Raw genomic sequence first — 25,588 nt, 5'->3', positions numbered from 1 at the left:
CCCCCCGCCGCCCACCCTCTGCCGGAGTCGAAGGAGAGACCAGCCGTGGCGCGAGAGAACTCCCCCTTCAGCAACTACGCCTACGCCATCCTCACCGCGAACGCGCTGCGCACGCCCGACAAGGTGGCGCTGACCTACTGCGGCGACCAGAGCTTCACCTACGACCAGCTGAACCGGAAGGTCAACCGGGTGGCGCACGCGCTGCTGTCGGCCGGGGTGACGCCCGGCATGCGGGTGGCGTCGCTGATGAACGAGACGTTGCACGTCGCCGAGGTCTACCTCGCGCAGATGAAGATCGGCTCCATCGTCGCGGCGCTCAACCCCTACTGGCCCGCCGACACCCTGCGGCAGGTGGTCGAGCACTCCGAGTGCACCGCCTTCGTCTACGACGCGACGGTCGAGCGGCTCGTCGAGTCGATCCGGCCCGAGCTGCCGAACGTCAAGCTCTGGCTGCGCGTCGGCGGCGCGGGCGCCGACTCGGTCGACCTGGACTCCCTCGCCGCGAACGCCGGCGACGCCGAGCCGCCGCTGGGCGGCTTCGGCAACGACCTGCTGGCGCTCTTCTACACCTCCGGCACGACGGGCCTGCCCAAGGCCGTCATGCACACGCACTTCAGCTCGCTGGCCACCGCCCAGATCTGGCTGGACGTGGACCGCGACCAGGACTCGGTGATGGGCACCGGCGCCATCATCTGGGGCATCGGCTTCCCCGCCCTCGTCGGCCCGGCCTTCTACGCCGGGATGAAACTCGTCCTGGAGCAGGACTGGGGACCGTCCAACTTCCTCAAGGTCGTGCCGCGCGAGAAGGTCACGCACGTCAGCCTCATCCCGAGCTTCTTCTCGGCCCTGCTGGGCTCGGACGAGCACGAGGACGCCGACCTGACCTCCCTCAAGGCCATCGTGCTCGGCGGCGAACCCCTCCTGCCGGCCCTGCGCGAGCGCATCATGGAGCGCGTGCCCGGCGCCGCGATCTACAGCTACTACGGGCAGACCGAGGCGCCCTACACCTGCTTCGGCCGCCAGGACGACGGCAGCCAGGACATCTCCTCGGTCGGCCGCGCGCGCATGTCGTGCGCGATACGTGTCACCGGCCCGGACGGCGCGCGCGTGATCGACGAGGTCGGCGAGATCAACCTCAACGGCCCGAACGTGATGGCCGGCTACGACAAGCAGCTCGGCAAGACCGCCGACGTGCTCAAGGACGGCTGGTACGTGGGCGGCGACCTCGGCCGGATGGACGCGGGCGGCTTCCTGTACGTGCTCGGCCGCCGCGAGGACGCCATCCTGAAGGGCGGCCAGTGGTCGCAGCCGGTCGAGATCGAGGGCGCCGCCATCACGGTCGACGGCGTGGCCGAAGCGGGCGTGGTCGGCGTGCCCGCGCACCCGGAGGGCCGGGACGCGGCCGAGCAGAAGATCCTGCTGGCGGTCGTCCCGCGCGCCGGGGCCACGCTGGACGCCGAGGCGGTCAAGGCCTCGCTGGCCGAGAGGCTCCCCGTTCACCAGGCACCGGACACGGTCGTCGTCGCGTCCGAGCTGCCGCACACACAGGACGCCTCCGGCGGCCCCGGCAAGCTGCTGCGCCGCGGCATCCGTGACCAGTACGCCGACCAGGTGGGTTGATGAGCCACATCCCTGAGCACGTCGTCAAGGCCTGGATCTCGGGGTTCGGGGTGGCCGTGCCGCGCGGCGCGACCGCCACGACCCACGAGGGCCTCGAAACGGCCGCCGCGGGGCTGGCCCCGCCCCTGGTGGTCAAGGCGTACGGTCCCCGGCTGCTCCACAAGAGCGACGCCGGGGCCGTCCGCCTCGACCTGGGCTCGGCGGGCACCGCCGCGGCGGCCGCGGCGGAGATGCTCTACTCCCTCGCGGGGCAGGACATCGTCCCCGACGGCTTCCTGGTGGAGGAGCAGGCCGCGCCCGGCGTCGAGGTCATCGTCGGCGCGGTCCGCGACCCCGCGTTCGGCCCGGTCCTGCTGGTGGGCCTCGGCGGGGTGTGGACCGAGGCGCTGCGCGACACGGCGCTGCGGCTGTGCCCGATCACCGAGGCCGACGCCCGCGCGATGCTCGGCGAGCTGCGCGGCAGGGCGCTGCTGGACGGTCACCGCGGCCGGCCGCCCGCCGACAGGGACGCGCTGGTCAAACTGCTGCTCGCGGTGGGCGGTCCCGGCGGGATGGTCGAGGCGCTCGGCGAACGGCTCGTGGAGTTCGAGCTCAACCCGGTGATCTGCGGCCCGTCCGGCGCCGTCGCGGTCGACGCCCGCCTCGTCGGGCCCGGCTCGCTCGACGGGCCGTCCACCGCTCCGGCCGGGACGGTGGCACCGCACGGGGACTTCGGGCGGCTGTTCGCGCCGCGCGGGGTCGCGGTGGTCGGGGCCTCCACCAAGAAACCCAACTTCGGGAACATGTTCCTCGGCTTCTACCGGGCGATGGGCTTCAAGGGCCGCCTTGTCGCCGTTCACCCGTCGGCCTCGGAGATCGATGGCGTGCCGTGCGTCCCCTCGCTGGCGGACGCCGGGCAGGACATCGACTACGCGCTGGTGGCGGTACCGGCCAAGCAGTGCCCCGAGGTCGTACGGCAGGCTTCGGGCATCGCCTACGTACAGGTGATGAGCGGCGGCTTCCGCGAGATGGGAAATCCGGAACTGGAGGCGGAGCTGCTCTCAGCGGCGCACGAGGCCGGTGTACGGCTGCTCGGCCCCAACTGCATGGGCGTCTACTCCCCCTCGGGCGGCCAGACGTTCATCGGCGGGACGCCCGGGCGGCCCGGCGGGATCGCGGTCATCTCGCAGAGCGGCGGCCTGGCGGGCGAGGTCATCAAGGTCGGCGAATGGCGCGGGCTCGCGTTCTCCAAGGTGGCGACCGTGGGCAACAGCGCCGACGTGACGCCCGCCGAGCTGCTGCGTTACCTCGCGGACGATGACGAGACCGGCTCCATCGGGCTCTATCTGGAGGACCCGCGCGACGGGCGCGGGCTCTTCGAGGCGCTGCGCCACGTCCGCAAGCCGGTCGTCGCGCTCGTCGGCGGCCGCAGCGGGCAGGGACAGCGCGCCGCCGCGTCGCACACCGGAGGCATGGTCAGCGACACCCGGGTCTGGTCGGCCCTGGGCGAGCAGACCGGCATGGCCATCGTCACCGGCCAGGACGACCTGATCGGCACCCTCGACTTCTTCGACCTGCACGGCGGGCGGGGCGCGCCGGGCACCGGCGAGGTCCTCGTCATCGGGCCGAGCGGCGGCGCGAGCGTGCTGGCCGCCGACGTCTTCGACGCGGCCGGGCTGGACCTCGCCGCGCTGCCCGAGGCTGCGCGGGACGCGCTCAGGGCGCTCGGGCTGGGCGCCGGCAGCTCGCTCGCCAACCCGCTGGAGATCCCGGTCGGGCCGCGCGGCGACCCCGGCCTGGTCCGGCACGCGGTGACGGCGATCCTGGCGGAACGGCCGTTCGCCGACGTCGTCGCGCACGCCAACGTGCAAAGCTTCTTCACGTTCGGCGACAGCGCCGACCCGCTGCTGGCCTACGCGCGCAGCGTCGGCGAGCTGCAACGGGAGCTGCCCGGCACCCGGATCACGCTGGTCACGCGCAACGCCGAGTGCGCGCCGGCCGGGGTGGAGGACGCCGTGCGGGAGATCGCGCGCGCCGCCGGGGTACCGGTCTACCGCACCATGGAGGCCGCGGCGGTGGCGGTCGCCGCGGGCAAGAGGACACTCGCCGCGAGGAGCGCGCATGGGACGGCTTGACGGCAAGGTGGCACTGATCACGGGCGGTGCCCGCGGCATGGGCAAGGCCCATGTGCGGCGGTTCGTGGACGAGGGCGCCAAGGTCGTCTTCGGCGACCTGCTCGACGAGGAGGGCGCCAAGCTGGCCGCCGACCTGGGCGACGCCGTGCGATTCGTGCGCATGGACGTCACCGCCCCGGACGACTGGCGGGCCGCCGTCGACACCGCGGTGGAGTCCTACGGCGCGCTGCACGTCCTGGTCAACAACGCCGGGATCATCCGGCACAAGAAGATCGAGGACATGGCGCTGGAGGAGTTCAAGCAGGTCCTCGACGTCAACCTGGTCGGCCAGTGGCTCGGCATCAAGGCCGTCACGGCCGCGATGCGCGAGGCGGGCGGCGGCTCGATCGTCAACGTGTCGTCGACCGAGGGCTTCATCGGCGCGTCCGGGCTCGCCGCGTACAGCGCCAGCAAGTTCGGCGTGCGCGGGCTGACCAAGGCGGCTGCGCGCGAACTCGGCGCGTACGGCATCCGGGTCAACTCCATCCACCCCGGCGGCGTGCTCACCGCGATGTCGCTCCAGGACGACGTGGTGGCAGCGACCGCGGACACCGCCGAGGCGTTCATGAAGGCGCTGCCCCTCGGCCGGATGGGCAAGGCCCGCGAGGTCTCCGGCCTCGTCGTCTACCTCGCTTCCGACGACTCCTCCTACTGCACCGGAAGCGAGGTCCTTGTGGACGGAGGCATGCTCACGGGCGCGGGCTACTGAGCGGGGCGTACGCGGGGTGGCGGTCGGCCCAGCCCTCCGCCTTCTCCAGTTGGGCCGCGAGCGAGATGAGCGTCGCCTCGTCGGAGTCATGGCCCAGCAGTTGCGCGCCGATCGGCAGGCCTGAGGAGCTGAACCCGGCGGGGACGTTCACGCCGGGCCAACCCAGCACGTTCCACGTCCAGGCGTACGGGCACGCCGCGGCGACGCCCGACTGCGTCTTGTGGTAGCCCGCGCCGTCGAACGCGCCGACCTTCAACGGCAGTCGCGCCGTGGTCGGCGTCAGCACCACGTCCGCGTACTGGAAGATCCGGCCGACCCGCCGCCGCAGGCCCGGGTCCATGCGCCTGGCCAGCGGCAGCAGGCGCCTGCCGACCAGCCGCCCGATCCGCGCCTCGACCAGCGTGCGGGCCTCCGGCACCGGATCGCGCATCGAGTCGAGCCAGTCGGCCACGCCCGACGTCCCGCGCGGGATCAGCCCGAGGCCGATCAGCCCGTAGTCGGGGTCGGCGGGGAAGACCTTGTGCCCGAGATCGGTCAGCCGCCGGGCGAGCCGTTCGACGGCCAGCCGGATCTGCGGGTCGAGCCTGCCGCTGACGCCGAACGCCGTCCTGAACGAGAGCGCGATCCGCAGCCGTCCCGGGTCGCGCGTCGCCGCCGCCGCGAACGGGGTGCCGGGCGCGTCGAGCCGGTAGACGTCCTCCGGATGGCAGCCGGTCAGGACGTCCAGCAGCAACGCGGCGTCCCCGACGGTCCTCGCCAGCGGTCCCCAGACGGTGATCCCGTTGAACGGGTCGCGCTGCGGGAAGCCCGAGACCCGGCCGCGCTGGGGCTTGATCCCGACCAGTCCCGTCCAGGCCGCCGGGATCCGGATCGAGCCGGCGCCGTCCGAGCCCACCGCCGCCGCGACCATCCCGGCGGCCACCGCGGCCGCCGAGCCGCCCGACGAGCCGCCGGGCGTGTGGTCGGGATTCCACGGGTTGCGCGCGCACCCGTACCCCGGCGACTCGCTGAACGGCCACAATCCGATCTCGCACGTCGTCGTCTTGCCCATGATGATCGCGCCCGCCGCGCGCAGCCGCCGTACCTGCTCGGCGTCCCGGGTGGCGGGCCGGTGGTCAGCGATCACCGCGAACGGCGTGGTCTCGCCCGCGAGGTCGGTGTCGTCCTTGATGGCCACCGGCACGCCCAGCAGCGGCAGGCGTTCACCGTCGCGCAGCCGCTTGTCCGCCTGGGCCGCCTCCGCCAGCGCCGCTTCCGCCCGGACTACCCGGAACGCGCCCAGCTCGTCCCCCGCCGCGATCCGCGCCAGCGAGTGCTCGACCAGTTCCACGGCCGACACCTCACCCCGCACCAGCATCTCCGCCTGCTCGGCCAAGCCCAGATAGTCGCGCACGACGCACCTCTCACGTATCGTTCGTTCGAACGAACGATAACGCTGGACGCGACCTTGCGGAAGACTGGGAACGATGAGCGCCTCCGAAGCAGCCCGTGACCGGATCCTGGCCGCCACCCTGCGCCTGATCGGCGAGCAGGGCATCGGCGCCGTGACCAACCGCGCCGTCGCCAGGGCGGCCGGTGTGTCGCTCGGCTCGCTCACCTACCACTTCCCGAGCCAGACCGACCTGCTCCGCGAGAGCCTCCAGACCTTCGTCGACTCCGAGATCGCCCGCATCACCGCCTACGTGGCGCGGCTGCGCGACTCGGGCGTCAGTCCCGACGAGGCCGCCGACCTGGTCGAGAAGGCCGTCGTCGCGTTCGCGTACGGCCCCGAGCAGATCGCCAACCTCGAACTCCACCTGCACGCCGCCCGCGACCCCGGCGTGCGCGACACCTCGGCCCGGTCCGTCGCCGCCTACGACCGGCTCGCCACGGCCGTCCTCACCGCGCTCGGCATCCCCGACGCCGAACGCCACGCACCGGTCGTCGTCGCCATGCTGTACGGCCTCGCCGTCCGCCGCCTGTCCACCGGCGACACCTCCGCGGCCGGCACCGCCGACGCCTTCCGCCTCCTGCTGCGCGGCGCCCTCAGCCCGGCCGCCTCGCCGTGACCCCGGGAACGCCTGCGGCCCGCACGGCCCCCGAGCGGGGTTACGGGCCGTACGGGCCGGAAGCTCGTCTCAATCAGGAAGCTCAGTCGGAACCTCAGCCGACGTTCACCGTGCTCTCCAGCCTGTGCACCTCCGCCGTGTCTCCGATGTGACACCTGAGACGTTAGGGCTCCTCACCGCCGTGCGGAACGCGCTTAAGGCTCCTTTAAAGGACGCCTGAGGAGGCGCTAAACAGAATCGGGCGACAGGGACGGAATCCGGCCCTAGAAAAGCGTTCGGTTATGTACGATCTTCATGATCGACGTCTTCCCCCGTCAGCCTCCCGGAGGTGGCTCCATGTCCGAACGCAGGGAACCGCCGTGGCGGCTGCCGACCGCCGCGGAGGCCGAGACCGTGCTGCCGCCCGAGATCGACACCACCACACCGCACACGGCGCGGATCTACGACTACATGCTGGGCGGCAAGGACAACTTCGAGGCCGACCGCCAGGTGGCGGCGCAGGTCCTCCAGGCGATCCCCGACATGCAGAACACGCTGCGCCTCAACCGGCAGTTCCTGCGGCGCGCGGTCCGCTACACGGTGCGCCGCGGCGTGCACCAGTTCCTCGACATCGGCACCGGCATCCCGACCGCCGGCAACACCCACGAGGTGGCCCAGGAGCTCGCGCCCGAGGCGCGCATCGCCTATGTCGACCACGACCCCATCGTGCTCGCGCACGCCCGGGCGCTCATGGCCGGCGACGGGCGCGGCAGGACCACGTTCGTGCAGGCCGACCTGCGCGAGCCGGAGACGTTCCTCGCCGCCGACGAGATCCGGAACGCGCTCGACCTCGACCGTCCGGTCACGCTCATGCTCGTCGCGATCCTGCACTTCATCCGCGACGACGAGGACCCGCACGGCATCGTGAAGCGCCTGGTGGACGCTCTCGCGCCCGGCAGCTACCTGGTCCTGTCGCACGCCTCCCTCGATCCCAACCCCCGGCAGGGCGCCGAGGGCGCGGCGCAGTGGCGGAACGCCTCGTCCACGATGACCATGCGGTCCCACCCCGACATCCTCCGCATGTTCGACGGCGTCGAGCTGGTCGAACCCGGTCTGGTCGTCGACTGGAACCCCGACGGCGAGCCGGACGATCCGGCCCTGAGCCTCGCCAACGTCTGGGGCTACGGCGGCGTCGCCATCAAGCGGTGAACGCGCGGCCGGGGGCTGTCAGCGGTGCCCCCGGCCGGCAAGCGCGTCCGTCACGTCCGGGAGTGGCGGCGGCGGACCAGGCGCCGGGAGCGGCGCTGCGGCGGCAGCCACCGGGTGCGGAACCACATCTGCACCTGCGCCCCGCCCAGGACCGAGCGGTGAATGCGCAGGTAGCCGCCGGTGGACTCGGCGGCGCGGCGGGCGATGTCCAGCCCGAGGCCGGTCGAGCCGCCGCTGCTGCGGCCACGTTGCAGGGCGGCGTCGGGGTCGGCGATGCCGGGTCCGCCGTCCGCGACGAGGATTCCGGTCACGCCCTGACCCACGTGCAGTGTCACCGCGAAGGCCGTGCCCTCGGCGGTGTGCCGGAAGACGTTGCCGAGCAGCGCGTCCACGGCGGCGGCGAGCTCGCTGCCCGGCAGCGGCAGCTCCGCGGGCCGGTTGGCGCCGATCAGCTCGCACGAGCGGCCCTCGTCCTCGGCGAGCACCGACCAGAACGACACCCGCTCGGCGAGGACCTTGGCGGCGTCGCAGCTGCCGCGCCCGGTGGGGCGGCGCACGGTCCGGATGATGAGGTCGACCTCGCGTTCGAGGCGGTCGACGGCCTCCCGGGTCTGGTCGGGCACCGGGCCGTCGCCCAGCGCCTCGGCGTTGAGCCGCAGCGCGGCCAGCGGCGTGCGGAGCCGATGGGAGAGGTCGGCGGCCATCTCGCGTTCGGCGGCGAGCAACTGCACCACGTGGTCGGCCATGGCGTTGAACGCCACGCCCGCCTCGACCAGCTCCGGCGGGCCGTCGGGGTCGATGCGCACGCTCAGGTCGCCGTCGCCGAACGAGCCGGCCGCCTCCGCCAGCCGCCGGGTGGACCGGATCACCCGGGCGCCCAGCCGGTCGGCGACCGCGACCGAGCCCGCGACGAGGGCCGCGGCGACCATGGTCATGACCGCCCACGCCTTCCAGACGCCCTGGGACAGGTCGCCGTCCGGCACGTACACCTCGACCACGGCGGCGCGTCCGCCGTCCAGCGAGACCGGCTGCAGCAGCGCGTAGCCGCCGGACACCCCGGCGGTGTAGGAACGGCCGCGCCGCCCCGCCTCGGCCAGCTGTGCCGGCTTGGCGCGCCGCGCGTCCTCGCCCTCGGCCCTGGGGATCACCTGGCCGTCGGGCAGGTGCACGCGCATCCGCTGCGCCGCGCCCGCCTGCGTGCTGGCGACGGCGCGTTCGAGCGCGGCGGGGTCCTGGGTGACGACCAGCACCGGGCCGAGCGCGCTCGCCTGCCGTTCGGCGGTGGTCAGGGCGCGGTCACGGGCGATCTCCCGCACCGTGAGACCGAGCGGGATGAGGAAGGCCAGCGCGACCATCGAGGTGACGGCCAGCGAGACCAGCACGAGCGTGCGCCTCATGCGGCATCCTCGCCCATCATCCCGGCTCGGCGAGCCTGACGCCGACGCCGCGCACGGTGTGCAGGTAACGCGGCGCCGCCGCGGTCTCGCCCAGCTTGCGGCGCAGCCACGACAGGTGCACGTCGATGGTCTGGTCGTCGCCGTACGCCTGCCGCCAGACCTCGGCCAGCAGCTCGCGCCGGGCCACCACCCGGCCCGGCCTGGCGGCCAGGTAGGCCAGCAGGTCGAACTCGCGCCGGGTGAGCTCCAGCGCCGTGCCGTCCAGCGTCACCTCGCGGCGGTCCAGGTCGATGCGCAGACCGCCCACCGACAGCTCCGCCGCAGGCCCGGACCGGCCCGACCGGCGCAGCACCGCGGCCAGTCGGGCGCTCAGATGCTCCGCCGAGAAGGGCTTGATCAGATAGTCGTCGGCGCCCGCGTTCAGCAACCGCACGATCTCCGGTTCGTCGTCGCGGGCGGTCGCGATGATCACCGGTACGTCGGACACTCCGCGCAACATCTTGAGCACCTCGGCGCCGTCCAGGTCGGGCAGCCCGAGGTCGAGAATCACCACGTCGGGGGGCGCCTGCGTCACCTCGCGCAGCGCGTCCATCGCCGTCCCGACACTGCGCACCACGTGGGAACGCGCGCTCAGTTCCCTGATCAAGGCGGTACGGACGTTCGCGTCGTCCTCCACCACCAGCACACTCGCCATGCCCGCACCGTATGCCACCATGTGCGAATGCGTCGGACGATGTCATATGTTGCCCCCTGGGCGGTGGTCACGGCGCTCGCCGTGACGCTTTCCTGGCTCGGTGTACGCGACGTCGTCCGCAGCGCGGTGTCCGGGAGACCCGCCCCGCCGCCGATGGCCGGGCCGGTGATCCACGCCAGCCCGTCCGATCCGCCCGGTCCCGCCAGTGTCGGCACCCCGACGTCCCGGCCACGTCCTTCCGGCGTTCCGAGCCGCCAGCCGAGCGCCCCTCTCGTACCCACCCCGCAGAACTCACAGGGGCCGGCCGGAACGGGCGGACGGGATGAGCCGCGGACCGGCAACGTGCGCAGCTACCCCACCCGGGGCGGGCGAGCCGCCCTCGCGGTGACCAATGGGAAGGTACGGCTGGTGTCGGCGATCTCCAATCCCGGCTACGCGACCAAGGTCACCCCGGGTGAAGGCTGGCTGCGCGTCGACTTCCTCGGTGCCAACAACACCTCGTCGGTGATCGCCACCTGGTACGAGCACGCCCCGATCGTGCGGGTGTACGAGTACTAGCCGTCCAGGCCGTAGTCGGAGGCGAACCCGGCCAGCCGTTCGGCGGCCTCGCGGGTGCGCCGCCAGGGCCGGACGATCAGCCGGTCCACGCCCAGCCCTTCCCATTCGGCGATCTCGCTCGGTCCGGACAGCTCGTACGCGTGCACCGTGATCTCGAACGGCTCGTCCTCGCGTCCGGCGGCCCTGCGCAGGTCGCGCAGCCGCTCGATCTGAGACCGGGCGCCGTCCAGGGTCTGCGGCATGCTGATCCAGCCGTCGCACAGCGTGGCCGCGCGCCGCAGTGCCGCCCCCGACTCCCCGCCGGCCACGACCGGCAGACGCGCCTGGACGGGCTTGGGCTCGAACGCGACCTCCGGGAAGTCGAAGAACTCCCCGTGGTGCTCGACGGCCGACTCGGTCCAGAGCCGCCGGGACACCGCGATCGCCTCGTCGAGCCGCCGCCCCCGCGTCGTGAAGTCCACCCCGGCGGCGATCCACTCCCCCTCGTACCAGCCCGCCCCGACCCCGGCGATCGCCCGGCCGCCGGAGATCTGGTCGAGGGTGGCGAACGCCCGGGCCGCCACGAACGGATGCCGCAGACCGTAGAGGTAGACGGCCGTGCCCAGCCTGACCCGCTCCGTCACGGCCGCCAGCGCGCACAGATAGGCGGGCGCGTCGAACAGCGGAGTCTCCGGCTTGATGCCCGGCTCCTCCGTCCCCGGGTACGTCGCCGTCGAGAGGTCGGTGGCGAAGACCAGATGCTCCGGCAGCCACACCGACTCGAAGCCGAGCCGGTCGGCCGCGACCGCCAGCTCCCGCCAGACAGCCGGATGCACGAGCCCGAGCGGTACTCCGAACTTCACTGTGCCTCCCCAAATCCGCCGCCACCCGACGTCTCGACGACCAGCGCCTCCCCGGCCGCCAAGGGCTGGCGGGTGGCCTTGCTGCCGAGCGGCTCGCGGGTGCCGTCCGCGCGTTCGCGGTAATAGCCGCCCGGTCGGCCGGGTCGCCCGCCGGCCGCGCCGGGCGGTGGCCGCAGCAGCCGGTCGCCGCGCGTGTCGACGCGGGCGTCCTCCAGCATCCGGATCACGGTGCGCGTGCCCCGGCCGCCGCGGTGGCGGCCGGCGCCGCCCGAGTCAGGGATCAGGGAGACCTCCTCCACCCGGACGGGCAGCCGCGCCTCGATCGGCTCGACCTGCGGGATGATGTTGCGCCCGCCGCCGAACAGCGCGCCGGTCGCGTCCGCGCCGTCCCGGTCCCGCCGGGCGCCCGCGCCGCCGAGGTCGAACGACATGTGCAGCCAGGGCCGCCGGACCCCGCTGATGCTGAACGCCTGCAAGATTCCTGAGGCCGCCACTCCCCCGTCCGGCATGGCGCCCGTCAGCGCCGCGAAGATGGCCTCCTCCGCCGCCGCGACGGTGCCGAAACGACCGCCGCCGGGGTACGGGGGCGTGCAGTGGACGAGCGTGCCGCGCGGCATCCGCACCTCGACGGGAGTGAAGCAGCCCTCGTTCATCGGCAGGTGGGGATCGACGAAGCAGCGCACGGCGTACATCACGCCGCCGTGGGTCTGGGAGAAGCCCGAGTTGACCGGAAGCGGCACCTGCTCGTCCGTGCCGTCGAAGTCGACGACCGCGCCGCCGGAACCGTCGGCGGTCACCGCGACCCGGACGTGGTGGCCGTCGTCCAGCCGGTACTCGCCGCGGTGCGTGCCGGCCGGGAGCCGCGCCAGCCCCTCGCGCATCCGCCGTTCGGTGTGCGCGAGGTAGTCCTCCACTCCGCGGGCCAGGCCCGCCGGGGTGTGCGTCTCGATGATCTCCGTGAGCCGGCGGGCGGCCACGTTGACTCCGGCGATCAGTGCCCGCAGGTCCCCGGCCAGCTTGCCGGGTGTGCGGCTGTTGGCCGTCAGGACCCGGACCAGGTCGTCGACCAGGCCCGCGGCGGTGGCGATCCGCACGGGTGGCAGCTGGACGCCCTCCAGGAAGACGTCGGTCGCGTCGGAGGCCATGCCGCCCGCCGAGAGCCCCGACAGGTCCGCGACGTGGATGAGCGTGCCGGTGAAGTACGCCGGTCTCCCGTGCTTTGTGGGGGGACGACCCCCCACACCCCCCGCAGGTCGCACGGCATCCCTTGCTTCGCTGCGGGTGCCGTGCTCCACGAACACCGGCCGGAACACCAGCAGGTCGTTGGCGTGGATGCCGCCCTGGTAGACGTCGTTGAGGACGAACACGTCCCCGTCCGCCATCGTCTCCGGCGGGTAGGCCTTCACCACGTACGGGAGCGCGCTGCGGAGGCTGGCGCACTGGATCAGCGCCGTGGACAGCGAGTGGGCGATGAGCCGTCCCCGCGCGTCGAGGATGGCCGCCGCCGCGTCGGCGCCCTCCACGATGAACGTCGAGTACGCCGAGCGCACCACGACGATGCTCGCCTCCTCGGCGGCCACGCAGAGCGCGTTCCGCAGGATCTCGGCGGTCAGGTCGTCGCTCATGAGTGCGTCCTTTCCAGCAGGATCGCGCCGTGCTCGTCCACGATCCCCCGCCAGCCCGGCGGCACCAGCAGCGAACACTGCGGCTCGGTGATGACACAGGGACCGGGCAGCTCCTCGCCCACCGGGCATGCGGCCCGCTCCAGCACCCGGACGACGGTGTACGCGCCGTCGAGCCAGATCTCCCGGGTACGCGGCGTGACGCTCTCAAGGGTGTCGGCGCGCGGCAGGGCGGGCGAGCCCGACGGCAGGACGACGCGTACGCGCGCGATCGTGATCTCGACCGGGTCTCGCAGGTCGATGCCGTACGACTCGTGGTAGCGCTTGTAGAACTCCTCCGTGGCGCGCTGCACCGTCTCCGGGGTGATCCGGCCGGGTGGCAGCTCGATGGTGAACGCGTGCGCCTGCCCGATGAACCGCACGCCCACCGACCGGACGGCCGTGGCCTCGTCTCCGGCGGACAGGTCGGCGCGGGCGGCGCGTTCGAGGCCGTCGAAGACGCCGGCCAGTTCGCCGAGCGTGTCGCGGCTCGCCGAGCACGAGACCAGCGTGGCGGCGGGCGCGAGGAAGGTACGGGCGCGTTCGATGGCCAGGTCGGCGTGCAGCAGCCCCACCGCGGAGCCGACTCCGGCCTGCGGCGGCACCAGGACCCGCCCGATCCCGAACCGCTCCGCGAGCCGGGCGGCGTGCGTGGGAGCGGCACCGCCCAGCGCGACCAGCGTGAAGCCGCGCGGGTCGATGCCGCGCCGCACGGTCACCACGTGCACAGCCGCACCCATCTGCGCGTTGGCGATGTCGTGGATCGCGGCAGCCGCCTGCACGACGTCCACGCCTAGCGGACCGGCCACGTGTTCGGCGATCGCCTGCCGCGCCAATTCGGCCGACAGGTGAAACTCCCCGAAACCGTCCGGATCGAGATAGCCGAGCACCAGATCGGCGTCGGTGACGGTCGGCAGGCCGCCGCCGCGCCCGTAGCAGGCGGGTCCCGGGTCGGCGCCCGCCGAACGCGGCCCGACCCGCAGCGTGCCCGCGTCCACCCAGGCGATCGAGCCGCCGCCCGAGCCGACCTCGGCCAGGTCGATCGCGGGCACCTTGATGGGCACGCCGGTGCCCGGCCGCCGCCCGCCGAAGCTGCCCTTGCCGCCGACCTGGAACTCGTGCGTGATCCCCGGCCGTCCGCCGCGGACCAGCCCGGCCTTGGCCGTCGTGCCGCCCATGTCGAACGAGATGAGGTCGGCCAGGCCCCGGCCCGCGCCCTGCCGGGCGGCGGCGATGACTCCGGCGGCGGGACCCGACTCGATCGTGTAGACCGCCCGGGACGCGGCGAGCGCGGCGGGCAGCACGCCGCCCGCCGACTCCATGACGTGGATCGGCGCGGTGACGCCGAGCCCGGCCAGTCCTTCGCCGAGGCGGTCGAGGTAGGACGCCATGACCGGGCCGACGTACGCCGACATCAGGGTCGTGGTGGCCCGCTCGTACTCCCCGAGCTCCGGCCAGACCGCCGCCGACTCCACGACCGGCGTCCCGGCCGGAAGCCGGGCCGCGATGACCTCCGCCAGCCGCCGTTCGTGCGCCGGGTTGAGGTAGGAGTGCAGCAGGCAGATCGCCACGGCCGACACCCCGAGCCCGGCGATCCGCTCCGCGACGCGTCCGGCGGCCTCCTCGTCCAGCGGCCGGAGCACCTCGCCGTTCGCGCCGATGCGTTCCGGCACCGTGAACGTACGGCTGAGCGGCACGGGCGGCTCCGGCTGGGCGTACGCCAGGTCGTAGCGGTCCTCCTCCACCCGCGCCTGCCGCCCGAGGGCGAGCATCGACCCGAACCCCTCGGTCGTCACGAACGCGACAGGCACCCCGGTGCGTTCGAGGATCACGTTCGTGGCCAGCGTCGTCGCGTGCACGAACCGGCCGACCCGCGCCGGGGCCACCCCCGCGGCGTCCAGTACCTGCCGGACGCCGCGCAGCAGGCCGATCGCGGGGTCCTCCGGGGTGGTGAGCGTCTTGGCGACCCGGATCCGCCCGTCGTCGCCGGTCAGGACGACATCGGTGAACGTGCCGCCGACGTCGCTGGCCAGGGTGACGCTCATGGCAGCCGTTCCGTCCTCGCGCGGCCCGGGTCGCCTAGCAGCGCGGCGCGCAGCCGCGCCCGGTGCAGGCCGTCGTCGCCCCACGCGGCGCGCAGCGCCCACACCCGGTTGAGCCACATCCGCAGGTCGAGCTCGTCGGTGTACCCGATCGCGCCGTGCACCTGGAGGGCCGTCCGCGCCGCCCGGTGCGCGGCCCGGCTCGCCGCCGTCCGGGCCGCCGACACGTCGCGCGACGCCGTCGGGGCGTGGCGGGTGAGCGCGTACGCGGCGCGGTGGACGAGCGGAGCCGCGAACTCCAGCGCGATCGCCACGTCGGCGAGCTGGTGCTTGAGCGCCTGGAACGACCCGATGACCCGGCCGAACTGCCGGCGCTGCCCCGCGTACCCGACCGCCTCCTCGCGCAGTCTGCGGCCGAGCCCGACGAGCTGCGCCGCGGTCATCAGGGCCGCCTGGTCGAACGGGGCGTCTCCGCCGGGACCCGCCCGCAGGTCGTCGGTGAACAGGTGACGGCTCGCGTCCACGGACAGATGCCGCGTGAGCGTGGCCTGTTCCGGCGCCACGACGGTCGTGCCCGCCACGAGCAGTCCCGCGAGATCGGCGTCGGGGAGGTAGGGCGAGCAGGCGGGCCGGGCCGACACGATCAGCTCGCCCGCCGCGACGCGTTCCAGATGGTCGGCCGGGACGAGCAGCGGCGCGGCGACGGCCGTCTCGACGAGCGGGCCGGGCACCGCGTACCAGCCGGTCTCCTCGTACGCCAGGACGGTGTCCAGCGGCGTCAGGCCGAGCCCGCCGAGCTCCTCGGGTATGTGGGCGCCCAGCACCCCGACCTCGGCCAGGGCCTTCCACGCCGGTCCGGGGCGTTCCGCCTCCTCGGCCGCCCGTACCGTCTCGGGCGGGCACGCCTTGTCGAGCACCTCGCGGACGGTCTCCGCGAGCAGCCGCTGGTCTTCGGTGAAGGAGAACCTCATCGGGGCAACCCCAGGACTCGCTCGGCGATGATGTTGCGCTGGATCTCGTTCGTCCCGGCGTAGATGGGACCGGCCAGCGCGAAGAGGAACCCGTCCAGCCAGCGTCCGGCGATCGGCGCGCGCGGTCCCAGCAGTTCCAGGGCCAGCTCGTGCATCCGCAGGTCGAGCTCGGACCAGAAGACCTTCATCAGACTGGAGTCGGCGCCGAGCTCGACGCCCTCGGCGAGGCGGGCGGCGGCGCGGAACGTGTGCAGCCGGTAGGCCTCGCTGTCCGTCCACGCCTCGACGGCCGCGTCGCGCAGGGTCTGGTCGTCGCTCCGGCGGGCCAGCTCCAGCAGCCGGTCGGCGGTCGCCATGAAACGGCCGGGGCTGCGCAGCGTCAGCCCGCGCTCGGAGCTGGTCGTGGCCATCGCGACCTGCCAGCCCTGCCCGAGCCCGCCGAGGACCCCGTCGCCGGGCACGTACACGTCGTCGAAGAAGATCTCCGCGAACCCGTGCTCGCCGTCGAGCTGCGCGATCGGCCGGACGGTCACGCCCGGGCTGTCCAGCGGCAGCATGAAGTAGGTCAGGCCGCGATGCCGCTCGCTGCCCGGATCGCTGCGGAACAGGCCGAAGCACCAGTCCGCGTACACGGCCCGCGAGCTCCACGTCTTCTGCCCGTTCAGCCGCCAGCCGTCGCCGTCGGGCCGCGCGGTGGCCCGCAGCGAGGCCAGGTCGCTGCCCGCCTCCGGCTCGGACCAGGCCTGCGCCCAGACGTCGTCGGCGCGGGCCATGCGCGGCAGGTGGCGGCGCTTCTGCTCCTCGGTGCCGTACGCCATGAGCGTGGGCGCGAGCAGGAAGATGCCGTTCTGGCTCACCCGCCCGGGCGCGCCGGAGGCCCAGTACTCCTCCTCGAAGACGAGCCAGTCGATCAGGTCCGCGCCACGGCCGCCGTACTCCTCGGGCCACGAGACCACCGCGAGCCGTGCCCCGGCCAGCGTGCGCTCCCACTCGCGGTGCCGCTCGAAGCCCTCGGCCGTGTCCATGGAGGGCAGCGGCTCGGTGGGCACGTGCTCGGCCAGCCAGGCACGAACCTCCTCCCGGAACTCCTGCTGATGCGGGGTGAAGCTGAGATCCACACGACCTCCAGAGAACCTAGCTAGCGCTTGGTACGCTAATGCCCATGATGCTGGAGGGCAAGGTCGCGGTGATCGCCGGGGCGGGTCCCGGCCTCGGCCGCACGCTCGCGGTCCTCATGGCCCGCGAGGGCGCCGACGTCGCCGTCGCGGCGCGCACCGGGACCACGGTCGAGTCGATCGCCAAGGCCGTCCGCGCGCAGGGACGGGAGGCGCTCGCCGTCGCGACGGACGTGTCCGAGCCCGCTCAGGTGCGCGCGCTCGCCGACGCGGTGATCGGGCGGTTCGGCCGGGTCGACGTGCTGGTCAACGCGGCGTTCCCCGGGACGCACCGCAGGAACGTCCTCGACATGGACGACGACTACCTGGAGCTGTGGCGCTCGGCGGTGGAGACCGCCACGTACGGCACCCTGCTGACCTGCCGCCATCTCGCGCCGCACATGGTCGCCGCGGGCGGTGGCTCGATCGTCAACCTGACCTCGATGTCCAGCCGGATGGGGTACGCGGGCCGGTCCGACTACGCGGCGGGCAAGGCCGGGGTCCACCTGCTGTCACACTGCCTGGCGGACGAGCTGGGCCCGTCAGGCGTCCGGGTCAACTGCGTGGCGCCCGGCTGGATCGCCAGCGACGTTCTCGACGACTGGATGCGCACGCGCGCCGAGGCCGAGGGCGTCCCGTACGAGGAGATCCTGGCACGGGACACCGCGGCCATGGCCCTGCGCCGCATCGCCTCGGAGGAGGACGTGGCGCGGGCCGTCATCTTCCTCGCCTCCGACCAAGCGAAGGCGACCACCGGCGCCACGATCGACGTCAACGCGGGCCAGCACTTCAGCTGAGGTCAGAGCCGCTTGGCTGAACGGAAGGTGTCGCTGTAGAGCGATCCCTTGCGGTTCAGCACCGAGCGGCCGCCCACGTCGCCCAGAGTCGGCCCGTCGGCGGTCTTGCGGCTGGAGATGAACCGGTAGAAGCCCTTCGAGTCCTTGCCGATGAAGATCCCGACGTGGTCGACGGCCTTGCCGTCGCCCTTGTCGGCGTCCCAGAAGAGCAGGTCGCCCGCCTGGAGCGCGGCAAGGCTCGCAGGCTTGCGGCCCTTGTTGGGGATGACGGCGCGGCCCGGGGCGTACCGCTCCATCTCGACGGCTCGGCGCGGGAGACGCTGGCGCGTGTACTGCTGGTTCTCCAGAGGCCAGCCCATGCGGTAACCCGCGACCATCCGGACGAAGCCCGAGCAGTCCAGCGAGCCGTACTGCGCCTTCTCCGCCCGGTCGACGCTGTTGTCGAAGTAGCGCCAGCTCACGCCGAGGTAGTCGTTGAAGTCGGAGCCTTCCTGCCGCTTGCCGCCGACCATCGGCCCGTAGTGCGCGTCGCCGGCGTAGCGCAGCCCCTGGGCGTTCTTCTTGGCAGGCGCGCCCACCACGTACTGCATCGCGATCGCGAGCATGTCGGGCGACTTCGACCTGATCAGCCCGGCCAGCTCCTTGCGGAACGCCGCCTTGCGGATCTGCGCCGCCGTGAACGGGGCGCGCAGCTTGCGCACCCAGGCGTCCGTGCGGACCGTCGCCGTGGTGGTCTTCTCGCGGAACGTCCGCTTGGTTCCGTGAACGAGTGCGGTGCGGGCACCGGGCGTCAGCTCGGCGACGTGGCGGCGGCGCGCGTCGTAGACGTGGTACTGGCCGTCGGCCTTCGAGTAGACGAACCGATGCCCCTTCAGCGGGTCGGCCGCGCCAAGGGCGGACGCCTGGGCGGCCTCGGCGGACGTGCCGAACGTGGTCAGGGCGGTCAGCGCGGTGACGGGGACCACGATGAGCCTGAGGCGAGCCGAGGACATGACCCACTCTTCTTTCCGTTTGCCGGGGGAACGCGGCCCAGCTTATCGATCTTGTGTTCAGCCCCGGTAGTTGAGCTCGACCTTGGCCAGCTGCGGCGAGAATACCCGCAGGTCACCGTCGAGCTGGATTTTCAGATAGGCCGCTCCGGCGGGCAGCGGGGCCGCCGGGGTGAGGACCGCGCCCCGCCAGTCCTGCAGCGCGTCCACCTTGTAGAGCGGCGAAGCGGCCAGGTCCACGTCCTTCCAGGTCTTGCCGTCCTGCGACACCGCGGCGGTCACCTTGCCGAACAGCGCGGACACCTTGTACGTGGTGAGCGCGAAACTCGTGAGGCCGGGCCGGTGGTACGAGACCCACCGGGCGCCATGGGCGGTCCGCTTGAGGCGTGCGCCGTCGCCCGCGAAGTAGCCCGGGTTGGACTTGTCGATGACCAGGCCGGAACTGTGCGCGTGCGTCTTGCTCAGGTCGTCCAGGTCATCGGTGAACGTGGCGGTGCCGCCGGTGGCCCGTACGGTCGTACCGGTGCCCAGCGAGGTGAGGATCACGACACCGCGGCCGGGCAGGTCGACGGTGAGGCCGTCCGCGAGCCCGGACGTGTCGACCGTGCGGCTGGGCACCGGGTAGCCCTTGGCGTCGGTGGGCCTGTCCTTGTCGAAGTAGCGGTATTCGGCGAGGCGCGCACCGGCCGCGACGTCGGGAATCCGCAGCCTGATCGAGCGCGCCCGGCCGGTGTCGTTGACGACGGCGATCGACAGCCCGTCACCGGGAACGCGCGCCGCCGTCGCCCGCACGCCCGGAAGGCCCGTGGCGGGCACCCGGAGCGTCCGGCTGCCGCGCGGGAAGCAGCGGCTCAGCAGCGACCAGGTGGAGAACCACGGCCGCGGGTCGCGGTCGGCGACCGGGTAGCCGTCCTGTCCGCCGAGCGAGTTCCAGAAGCCCCAGCCCTTGAGGTTCCTGCTGCCGTACGCGCCGCCCGTGTGCTGCGCGTCGTCGAGGTTCCAGGCCAGCACGCCCGCCCCGCCGGCGCGCATCACCTGGATCGCGTAGTCGGCCATATGGACGCCGTAGGTGAAGCTGTAGCGGTCCTTCTGGGTGTCGGGGTTGCGGATGCCGAGCTCCGGCACGTCCAGCCCGCGGTCCATGCCCGCCTCGGTGACCATGAACGGCTTGGCGGCGGTGTCGCGGTTGTCGAGGTACTGGCGCTGCGACCAGAGACGCTGTTCGAGATCGCCGCCCTCGACGTTGTAGACGTACTCGTACTTGTGCACGTCGTACGCGCCGATCGTCTCCTTGATCGACTCGACCGCCTTGACGACCCAGCTCTCGGAGTGCCCGGTGAGCAGGTCGGCGGTGGTGCTGAGGATGTCGTCGGGTTCGGTCGAGTCCGGGCCGATGATGACGATCCGGTCCAGGTAGCCGCGTCTCTTCAGCTCGGCGTGCAGGTTGAGGATCGAGGTCTTCCACGGCTCGAACTCGCCGTAGTCGGGGAACCACAGGTTGGGCTCGTTGTGGAGGTTGTAGTACTTGAGGCACGTGTAGCCGCGCTCCTCGAACAGATGCCGCAGCAGCTCACCGACGAGCATCGTCCATCGCGGATCGGTCGGGCCGAGCTTCAGCGGCTCCCCGCTCGGCGGCGCCCAGTCCCCGAGGATCACCTCGGCGCGGTTGCGCTCGGCCCAGTCGAGCATGAAGTAGAGCTTGCGCATGTCGGCCGAGTCCCAGTCGAAGACCGGCCGGCCCGCGACGTCGAAGCCCTTGGTGTACCAGCCCGCGCCGATGATCACGCGCAGGACGGACGGACGCATGAACGCGAGCCGCTCGTGGACGAGTGCCCACTGCGCGTCGGTGAGGTCGGACTCGAAGGGCGAGAAGTGCACCCCCAGGCCCTTGAAGTCCGCCTGCTGGACGTTGTCCAGGTACGCCATGACGGCGCCCTGCGCACCGTGCGTACTGGCCAGGGCCGGACCCGCCACCCCGGCCGGCAGCACGCTCACCGCCGCAGCGGCGGTGCCGATCTTCAGGAACTGTCGCCGTCCCGGCCCGTCGTTCACGCATGCCATGCGCCGGATCAAATCATGAAGACTTCTCACGTTACAAGGGCCATATCGAATCATCCGAGGTACGCGGCGCGGACCACCGGGTCCTCTCTGATCCGGGCCGGGGCGGCGTCGGCGATGACCTTGCCGAGGTCGAGGACGACGATGCGTTCGCAGGCCTCCATGACGAAGCCGACGTCGTGCTCGACCAGCAGGACGGTGGCGTCGAGGTCACCGATCACGGCGGCGAAGCGGGCGGCCTGGTCGGCGTCGAGGCCGGAGGTCGGTTCGTCCAGGAGGAGGACGTCCGGGTCGTCGATGATGGCGCGGGCGAGTTCGACCATGCGGCGCTGGCCGATGGGGAGGTCGGCGGCGTAGGCGGTGGCGAGGTCGGCTATGCCGCATCGGTCGAGCGCTTCCCCCGCCTTGGCGCGACGGGACGATTCGAGGCGGCGGCGCGAGGGCCGGCCGACCAGGTCGGCGGCCAGTCCTCCGCCGCCGCCGTGCCATTCGGTGGCGGCGAGGACGTTGTCGAGGACGGTGAGGCGGCCGAAGACCTGCGGCCGCTGGAACGTGCGGCGCAGGCCGAGACGCGACCGTCTGACGGCGCTGGTGGACGTGACGTCGGTGCCGCGGAGGGCGACGGAGCCGCTGGTCGGCCGGCGCAGGCCGGTGACGACGTCGAAGAGGGTGGTCTTGCCCGCGCCGTTGGGTCCGATGACACCGCAGGTCTCGCCCGCGGGGACGGTGAACGTGACGTCGGTGAGGGCGTGGACGCCGCCGAAGCGGACGCTGACGGAGCTGATGTCGATCATTGGTCACCTGCGTGGGCGAGACCGAGGTAGGCCGAGGCCAGGCGTTCGTCGTCGACGTCCGCGCGGGGGCCGGTCCAGGCGATGCGGCCCAGGCGCATGAACGCGACGGTGTCGGCCAGCGCCAGGACCTCGCCGGCCTTCTCCTCGACGATGAGGATGGCCACGCCCCTGTCGCGCAGCTCGCCGAAGAGCTCGAAGATCTGCTCGACGACGAGCGGGGCCAGGCCGAGGGACGGTTCGTCGGCTATGAGGACGCGGGGCGGCCGGACGAGCGCCGGGGCGAGGGTCAGGATCTGTTGTTCACCTCCGGAGAGCGCACCGGCCGGGATGGTGCGGCGGCCGGCGAGGTTGGGCAGCCGTTCGTAGACCCGCCGGCGGTCGGCGGCCGACGGGAGCCAGGTGGTGAGGTTCTCCTCGACGGTGAGCGCGGGGAAGACGCCGCGGCCTTCGGGGGCGAGGTAGATGCCCGCGCGTGAGCGCTTGTGCGCGGGCCAGGAGGTGATGTCCTCGCCGTCGAGCAGGACGCGGCCCGCGGAGGGCGTCATGGAGCCCGCGACGGCGCACGCCGTGGACTTGCCCGCTCCGTTGGCGCCCAGGAGGGCCACGACCTTCCCGGCGGGGACGGCCAGGTCGACGCCGCGAAGAACGGTCACGTCTCCATAGCCGGCGACGATGCCTTCGAGCCGGAGGACGGCGTCCATCGCGGGTGCGGCCGGGGTCTCGGTCAGCTCCTGGACCCGGGCCTGTTTCTCGCCGCGCTTGCGGCGGCGGTAGCGGCGTTCGGCCATCTGGGCGAGCACGCCGTCGGGGTGCTTGGCGAGGATCATGCCGCCGAGCCCGAACAGGATCATCCCGACGTACGCGGAGTCGGTCACGTTGTCGAGCACCTCGGGGAACAGCGCCATGATGAGCCCGCCGAGGACCGCGCCGCCGACGCGGCGTACTCCCTGGAGGACGACGACCGCGAGCCAGACGAATCCGGTGAGCGCGGGCAGGTCGGTGGCGGTGATCTGGCCGTTGAACGTGGCGTACAGGACGCCGCCCAGCCCGGCGATGCCGGAGGCGAGGGCGAAGAGCGTGATCTTGGCTCGGGTGGCGGAGATGCCGACCGAGAGCGCGGCGGTGGGCGCGGAGCGGACCGCGAGGATCGCGCGGCCGGACGCGGAGCGTTCCAGATTGCGGATCAGCAGCCCGACCAGGCCGATGACGACGAGGAGGATGACGACGCGGGCGCGAGGGTCGTTGGTGTCGGCGAAGCCGAGCGAGAACGCCGGAAGCTTCCAGCCGACGGTGCCGTTGCTGAACGCGTCGATCTGGAACAGGACCTGGTCGGCCAGGAGAGCCAGAGCGAGGGTCGCGAGGGCCAGGACGCGTCCGCCGAGGCGAAGTGCGGGAAGTGCCACGAGGATTCCGGCCGCCACCGCGGCGAGGACTCCCAGGAGCACGGCCAAAGGGAAGGGCAGGCCCTTGCTGAAGGCCAGACCGGCGGCGAGCGCGGCCAGGGCCGCGAAGCTGGCCTGTGCGAGGTTGACCATGCCGCCGATGCCGGTGACGACGACGAACGAGCAGAAGATGAGGGCGAGGACGAGGCCCTGCGCGACCAGCCCGACCCAGTAGTCGTCCCCGAGGGTGAACGTCCAGACGAGCAGGGCGGCGACGGAGACCGACCACGGGAGGACGCGACGCCATCGAGGCAGGTCGGCCAGGTAGTCGGGAGGTGGCGCGTCTTCGGCGATCGATCCCGCCACGCGGGCGCGGCCCCGGCCCAGCACCAGAAGCCCGCCGAGAAGGAGGATCGCCGGAATGGCGGTGCGAAAACCCGTCACCTTCTCGGCGAAGTCGGCGTAACCGGCGACCAGGTTCTGCACGACGCCGAGCGCCAGGCCCGCCGCGAACGTGATCGGGATCGATTGCAGCCGCCCGAAGACCGCCGCCGTCGCCGACGCGAAGAGCAGGACCGTGAACGCGTTGGAGTCCAGCCCCAGGGCGGGCACGGCGAGGACTCCGGCGAGGCCCGCGAGCGTGGAGCTCAGCATCCAGGCCTGCGCCGACGCGGCATCGGCGTCGATGCCGCGCAGCGTGGCGAGCCACCGCCGGTCGACGGTGGCGCGCATGCGCAGGCCGAGCGGGGTGTGCCGCATGACCGCCCACAGGGCGGCGGCGGCGAGCACGGCGAACACGAACGTGGTGAGCTGGTCGGAGTCGAGCGTCACGCCGCCGAAGAGCGTCCACGACTCGACCGGGCGCGGGCCGAGGCCGCGGGCCGCCGCGCCCTCGGTGACCTTCGGCAGGTCCGCGCCGAACGTCTCCACGAGCACGTCCACGGTCCAGAGGCCGAGGGCGGGCAGCGCGATCGTCAGTCCGATGGTGGCGACGATCTGCGCGGTCTCCCCCGCCGACGCCAGCCCGCGGAACATCAGCCGGTGCAGCGCGTACCCCAGCAGCGGCGCCACCCCGGCGACGGTGACCGGCCCGGCCAGCCACACCGGCCAGCCGAGCCCGGTCGTCAGCTCGAAGAAGATCAACGCGGTCAGGAAGCCGATCGCGCCGTGCGCGAAGTTGAAGACGCCCGTGGCGGAGTACGAGAGCGTGAGCCCGGACGCCATCAGCGCGAAGATGGCGCCGGTGACCAGGCCGCTCAGCACATAACCGACGAGTTCGCTCATGTCAGAGCGTGGTGTTGTCGTAGCACTTGAGGTTCTGCGCGACCTTGAAGGCGCCGTTCTCCAGCTTCACCAGCGCGCCGCAGCCGTTGGGCTCGGTCTTGGCCGCCGGGTACTGGATGCGGCCGAAGCCCTTGTTCTCGTACGAGAAGCCGTTGGCCGCCCTGAGGAACGCGTCGCGGGTGAGGTCCTTGCCCGTCTTCTCCAGGATCTTCAGGAAGACGTCGGCCGACCAGTAGCCGGTGGCGGTGTGCTGGTCGAGGGTGCCGCCGACCTTCCGCACGTCGGCCTTCATCTGCGCGACCTCGGGAGCGTCCGACTCGTACGGCTCGAACTGCGGCGCCGCGTAGACGCCCTCCAGCGCCTGCTTGGTCTGCGGGTCCTGGAGCACCTTGGGGTCGTAGGAGGTCGCGTCGGTGATCAGGCCCTTGTAACCGGCCTTCTTCAGCGCGCCGTACAGCCCCGAGTTGAACTTGCCGCCCGCCATGACCGAGACGACCACGTCGGGCGCCCGGCCGCCGGCGCTCTTCATGATCTTGTTGACGTACGGCGACCAGTCCTGCGGGGGCGCCTGCGCGGGCAGCGCGGCCGACGAGCCGGCGATCGCGAACCCCGCGGCGCTGAACGACCTGGAGATCGTCGAGATGCCGTACTTGCTGGCCGTGGAGTCGGTCGCCTGCACCCAGACCTTCTTGCCCTTGGACCCGCCGAGCTGCGCGGCCACCTGGTTGCCCCACCACGTCTGCGTCTTGCCGCCCGGTTTGGGCGCGAGGCAGCCGTTGAAGCCGAACGCGCTCTCCTTGCCGCACCAGAACGGGCCGGTCGCCCAGCCGAACCACGGCACCTTCTGCTGCTCCAGGAACTCCGCGCCGCCGAACTGCGGCGCGCTGACCGGCAGGAGGGCGAACACCTTCTCCTTCTGGACCAGCTTCTTGGCCGCCGCGGCGCCCTTGTCCGGCGCCATCGTGTCGTCCTCGGCCCCGACGAACTCGATCTTGCGGCCGTGCACGCCGCCCGCCGCGTTCGCCCGTTCGAACCGGGCCTTGGCGCCGAGTTCGGCGCCGCCGGTCGAGTAGCCGGTCGCGCTGGTCTTGGTGAGCACGCCGCCGACCTTGACCGCCGCGTCGCCGACCCCGGCCGAGCCCCCGCCCGCCGAGCCCTCGTTGCTGGTGGCACAGCCGGCCAGCAGCGCCGCGGACGCGGCCAGTGCCACCGACGTCTTCAGGACCGATGTCTTCATGTCGCGCCTC

20 protein-coding genes are annotated in these 25,588 nt (G+C 72.7%); 7 read left to right on the top strand and 13 right to left on the bottom strand.

Annotated features, from left to right (window positions below; all coding sequences use genetic code 11):
* Positions 1–45: 45 nt before the first annotated feature.
* Genes ABD333_RS01945 through ABD333_RS01935 form a run of 3 tightly spaced genes read left to right on the top strand, consistent with a single transcriptional unit; the run spans position 46 to position 4,482 of the window.
* Positions 46–1,620, top strand: coding sequence for a class I adenylate-forming enzyme family protein (locus tag ABD333_RS01945; RefSeq protein ID WP_344537076.1), 1,575 nt, complete (start codon positions 46–48; stop codon positions 1,618–1,620).
* A complete protein-coding gene (locus ABD333_RS01940) occupies positions 1,620–3,734 on the top strand; it encodes an acetate--CoA ligase family protein (protein WP_344537074.1) in 2,115 nt (704 codons plus the stop codon). Before ABD333_RS01945 ends, ABD333_RS01940 begins: the two co-directional genes overlap by 1 nt.
* Positions 3,721–4,482 (top strand): glucose 1-dehydrogenase, encoded by a 762-nt coding sequence (locus ABD333_RS01935; RefSeq protein ID WP_344537072.1) that lies wholly within the window; start codon positions 3,721–3,723, stop codon positions 4,480–4,482. Before ABD333_RS01940 ends, ABD333_RS01935 begins: the two co-directional genes overlap by 14 nt.
* On the opposite strand, the gene ABD333_RS01930 is transcribed toward ABD333_RS01935, so the two are convergent.
* Complete coding sequence (locus ABD333_RS01930; protein ID WP_344537070.1) at positions 4,463–5,875, bottom strand: amidase; 1,413 nt, start codon at positions 5,873–5,875, stop codon at positions 4,463–4,465. The genes ABD333_RS01935 and ABD333_RS01930 overlap by 20 nt on opposite strands.
* A 73-nt stretch (positions 5,876–5,948) precedes the next feature.
* Here ABD333_RS01930 and ABD333_RS01925 point away from each other — a divergent pair, with 73 nt between their 5' ends.
* A complete protein-coding gene (locus ABD333_RS01925) occupies positions 5,949–6,530 on the top strand; it encodes a TetR/AcrR family transcriptional regulator (protein WP_344537068.1) in 582 nt (193 codons plus the stop codon).
* A gap of 336 nt (positions 6,531–6,866) precedes the next feature.
* The gene (locus tag ABD333_RS01920) at positions 6,867–7,718 is read left to right on the top strand and encodes an SAM-dependent methyltransferase (protein WP_344537066.1); all 852 of its coding nucleotides are present in this window, start codon (positions 6,867–6,869) and stop codon (positions 7,716–7,718) included.
* A 50-nt stretch (positions 7,719–7,768) separates the two neighbouring features.
* On the opposite strand, the gene ABD333_RS01915 is transcribed toward ABD333_RS01920, so the two are convergent.
* Positions 7,769–9,115: a sensor histidine kinase gene (locus tag ABD333_RS01915; protein ID WP_344537064.1), complete on the bottom strand. Its 1,347-nt coding sequence runs from the start codon at positions 9,113–9,115 to the stop codon at positions 7,769–7,771.
* Positions 9,116–9,131: 16 nt separating this feature from the next.
* Entirely contained in the window at positions 9,132–9,809 is a 678-nt protein-coding gene (locus ABD333_RS01910; RefSeq protein WP_344537062.1) for a response regulator transcription factor, read from the bottom strand.
* A 39-nt stretch (positions 9,810–9,848) separates the two neighbouring features.
* Between ABD333_RS01910 and ABD333_RS01905 the strand changes: the two genes are divergently transcribed.
* The gene (locus tag ABD333_RS01905; RefSeq protein WP_344537060.1) at positions 9,849–10,367 is read left to right on the top strand and encodes a hypothetical protein; all 519 of its coding nucleotides are present in this window, start codon (positions 9,849–9,851) and stop codon (positions 10,365–10,367) included.
* Here ABD333_RS01905 and ABD333_RS01900 read toward each other — a convergent pair.
* The 5 genes from ABD333_RS01900 to ABD333_RS01880 are packed head-to-tail and all read right to left on the bottom strand — an operon-like array spanning position 10,364 to position 17,001.
* Positions 10,364–11,209: a TIGR03619 family F420-dependent LLM class oxidoreductase gene (locus tag ABD333_RS01900; RefSeq protein ID WP_344537058.1), complete on the bottom strand. Its 846-nt coding sequence runs from the start codon at positions 11,207–11,209 to the stop codon at positions 10,364–10,366. The two genes, ABD333_RS01905 and ABD333_RS01900, sit on opposite strands and share 4 nt — an antisense overlap.
* Positions 11,206–12,834 (bottom strand): hydantoinase B/oxoprolinase family protein, encoded by a 1,629-nt coding sequence (locus tag ABD333_RS01895; RefSeq protein WP_344537056.1) that lies wholly within the window; start codon positions 12,832–12,834, stop codon positions 11,206–11,208. Before ABD333_RS01895 ends, ABD333_RS01900 begins: the two co-directional genes overlap by 4 nt.
* Positions 12,831–14,915 (bottom strand): hydantoinase/oxoprolinase family protein, encoded by a 2,085-nt coding sequence (locus ABD333_RS01890; RefSeq protein WP_344537054.1) that lies wholly within the window; start codon positions 14,913–14,915, stop codon positions 12,831–12,833. Before ABD333_RS01890 ends, ABD333_RS01895 begins: the two co-directional genes overlap by 4 nt.
* Positions 14,912–15,883, bottom strand: a complete 972-nt coding sequence (locus ABD333_RS01885) for an acyl-CoA dehydrogenase family protein (protein ID WP_344537052.1) — start codon at positions 15,881–15,883, stop codon at positions 14,912–14,914. Before ABD333_RS01885 ends, ABD333_RS01890 begins: the two co-directional genes overlap by 4 nt.
* Positions 15,880–17,001 carry an acyl-CoA dehydrogenase family protein gene (locus ABD333_RS01880; protein ID WP_344537050.1) on the bottom strand — a complete coding sequence of 374 codons (1,122 nt, stop codon included), beginning with the start codon at positions 16,999–17,001 and terminating at the stop codon, positions 15,880–15,882. The genes ABD333_RS01885 and ABD333_RS01880 overlap by 4 nt, the downstream gene beginning before the upstream one ends.
* A 44-nt stretch (positions 17,002–17,045) precedes the next feature.
* Here ABD333_RS01880 and ABD333_RS01875 point away from each other — a divergent pair, with 44 nt between their 5' ends.
* Positions 17,046–17,834: an SDR family oxidoreductase gene (locus tag ABD333_RS01875; RefSeq protein ID WP_344537048.1), complete on the top strand. Its 789-nt coding sequence runs from the start codon at positions 17,046–17,048 to the stop codon at positions 17,832–17,834.
* A 2-nt stretch (positions 17,835–17,836) separates the two neighbouring features.
* Here the strand turns inward: ABD333_RS01875 and ABD333_RS01870 are convergent, their stop codons facing one another.
* The 5 genes from ABD333_RS01870 to ABD333_RS01850 are packed head-to-tail and all read right to left on the bottom strand — an operon-like array spanning position 17,837 to position 25,578.
* On the bottom strand, positions 17,837–18,826 hold the full coding sequence (locus ABD333_RS01870) for an NlpC/P60 family protein (protein WP_344537046.1): 990 nt from the start codon (positions 18,824–18,826) through the stop codon (positions 17,837–17,839).
* A 57-nt stretch (positions 18,827–18,883) separates the two neighbouring features.
* The gene (locus tag ABD333_RS01865) at positions 18,884–20,884 is read right to left on the bottom strand and encodes a hypothetical protein (protein ID WP_344537044.1); all 2,001 of its coding nucleotides are present in this window, start codon (positions 20,882–20,884) and stop codon (positions 18,884–18,886) included.
* A 50-nt stretch (positions 20,885–20,934) separates the two neighbouring features.
* Positions 20,935–21,675: an ABC transporter ATP-binding protein gene (locus tag ABD333_RS01860; RefSeq protein WP_344537042.1), complete on the bottom strand. Its 741-nt coding sequence runs from the start codon at positions 21,673–21,675 to the stop codon at positions 20,935–20,937.
* The gene (locus tag ABD333_RS01855) at positions 21,672–24,341 is read right to left on the bottom strand and encodes an ABC transporter permease subunit (RefSeq protein WP_344537040.1); all 2,670 of its coding nucleotides are present in this window, start codon (positions 24,339–24,341) and stop codon (positions 21,672–21,674) included. The genes ABD333_RS01860 and ABD333_RS01855 overlap by 4 nt, the downstream gene beginning before the upstream one ends.
* 1 nt (position 24,342) lies before the next feature.
* Positions 24,343–25,578, bottom strand: a complete 1,236-nt coding sequence (locus ABD333_RS01850; RefSeq protein ID WP_344537038.1) for an ABC transporter substrate-binding protein — start codon at positions 25,576–25,578, stop codon at positions 24,343–24,345.
* Positions 25,579–25,588: the final 10 nt, after the last annotated feature.

The organism is Actinomadura fulvescens (assembly GCF_039533225.1).
Classification (GTDB): Bacteria; Actinomycetota; Actinomycetes; order Streptosporangiales; family Streptosporangiaceae; genus Spirillospora; species Spirillospora fulvescens.
This window is presented reverse-complemented; position numbering and strand designations above follow the sequence as displayed.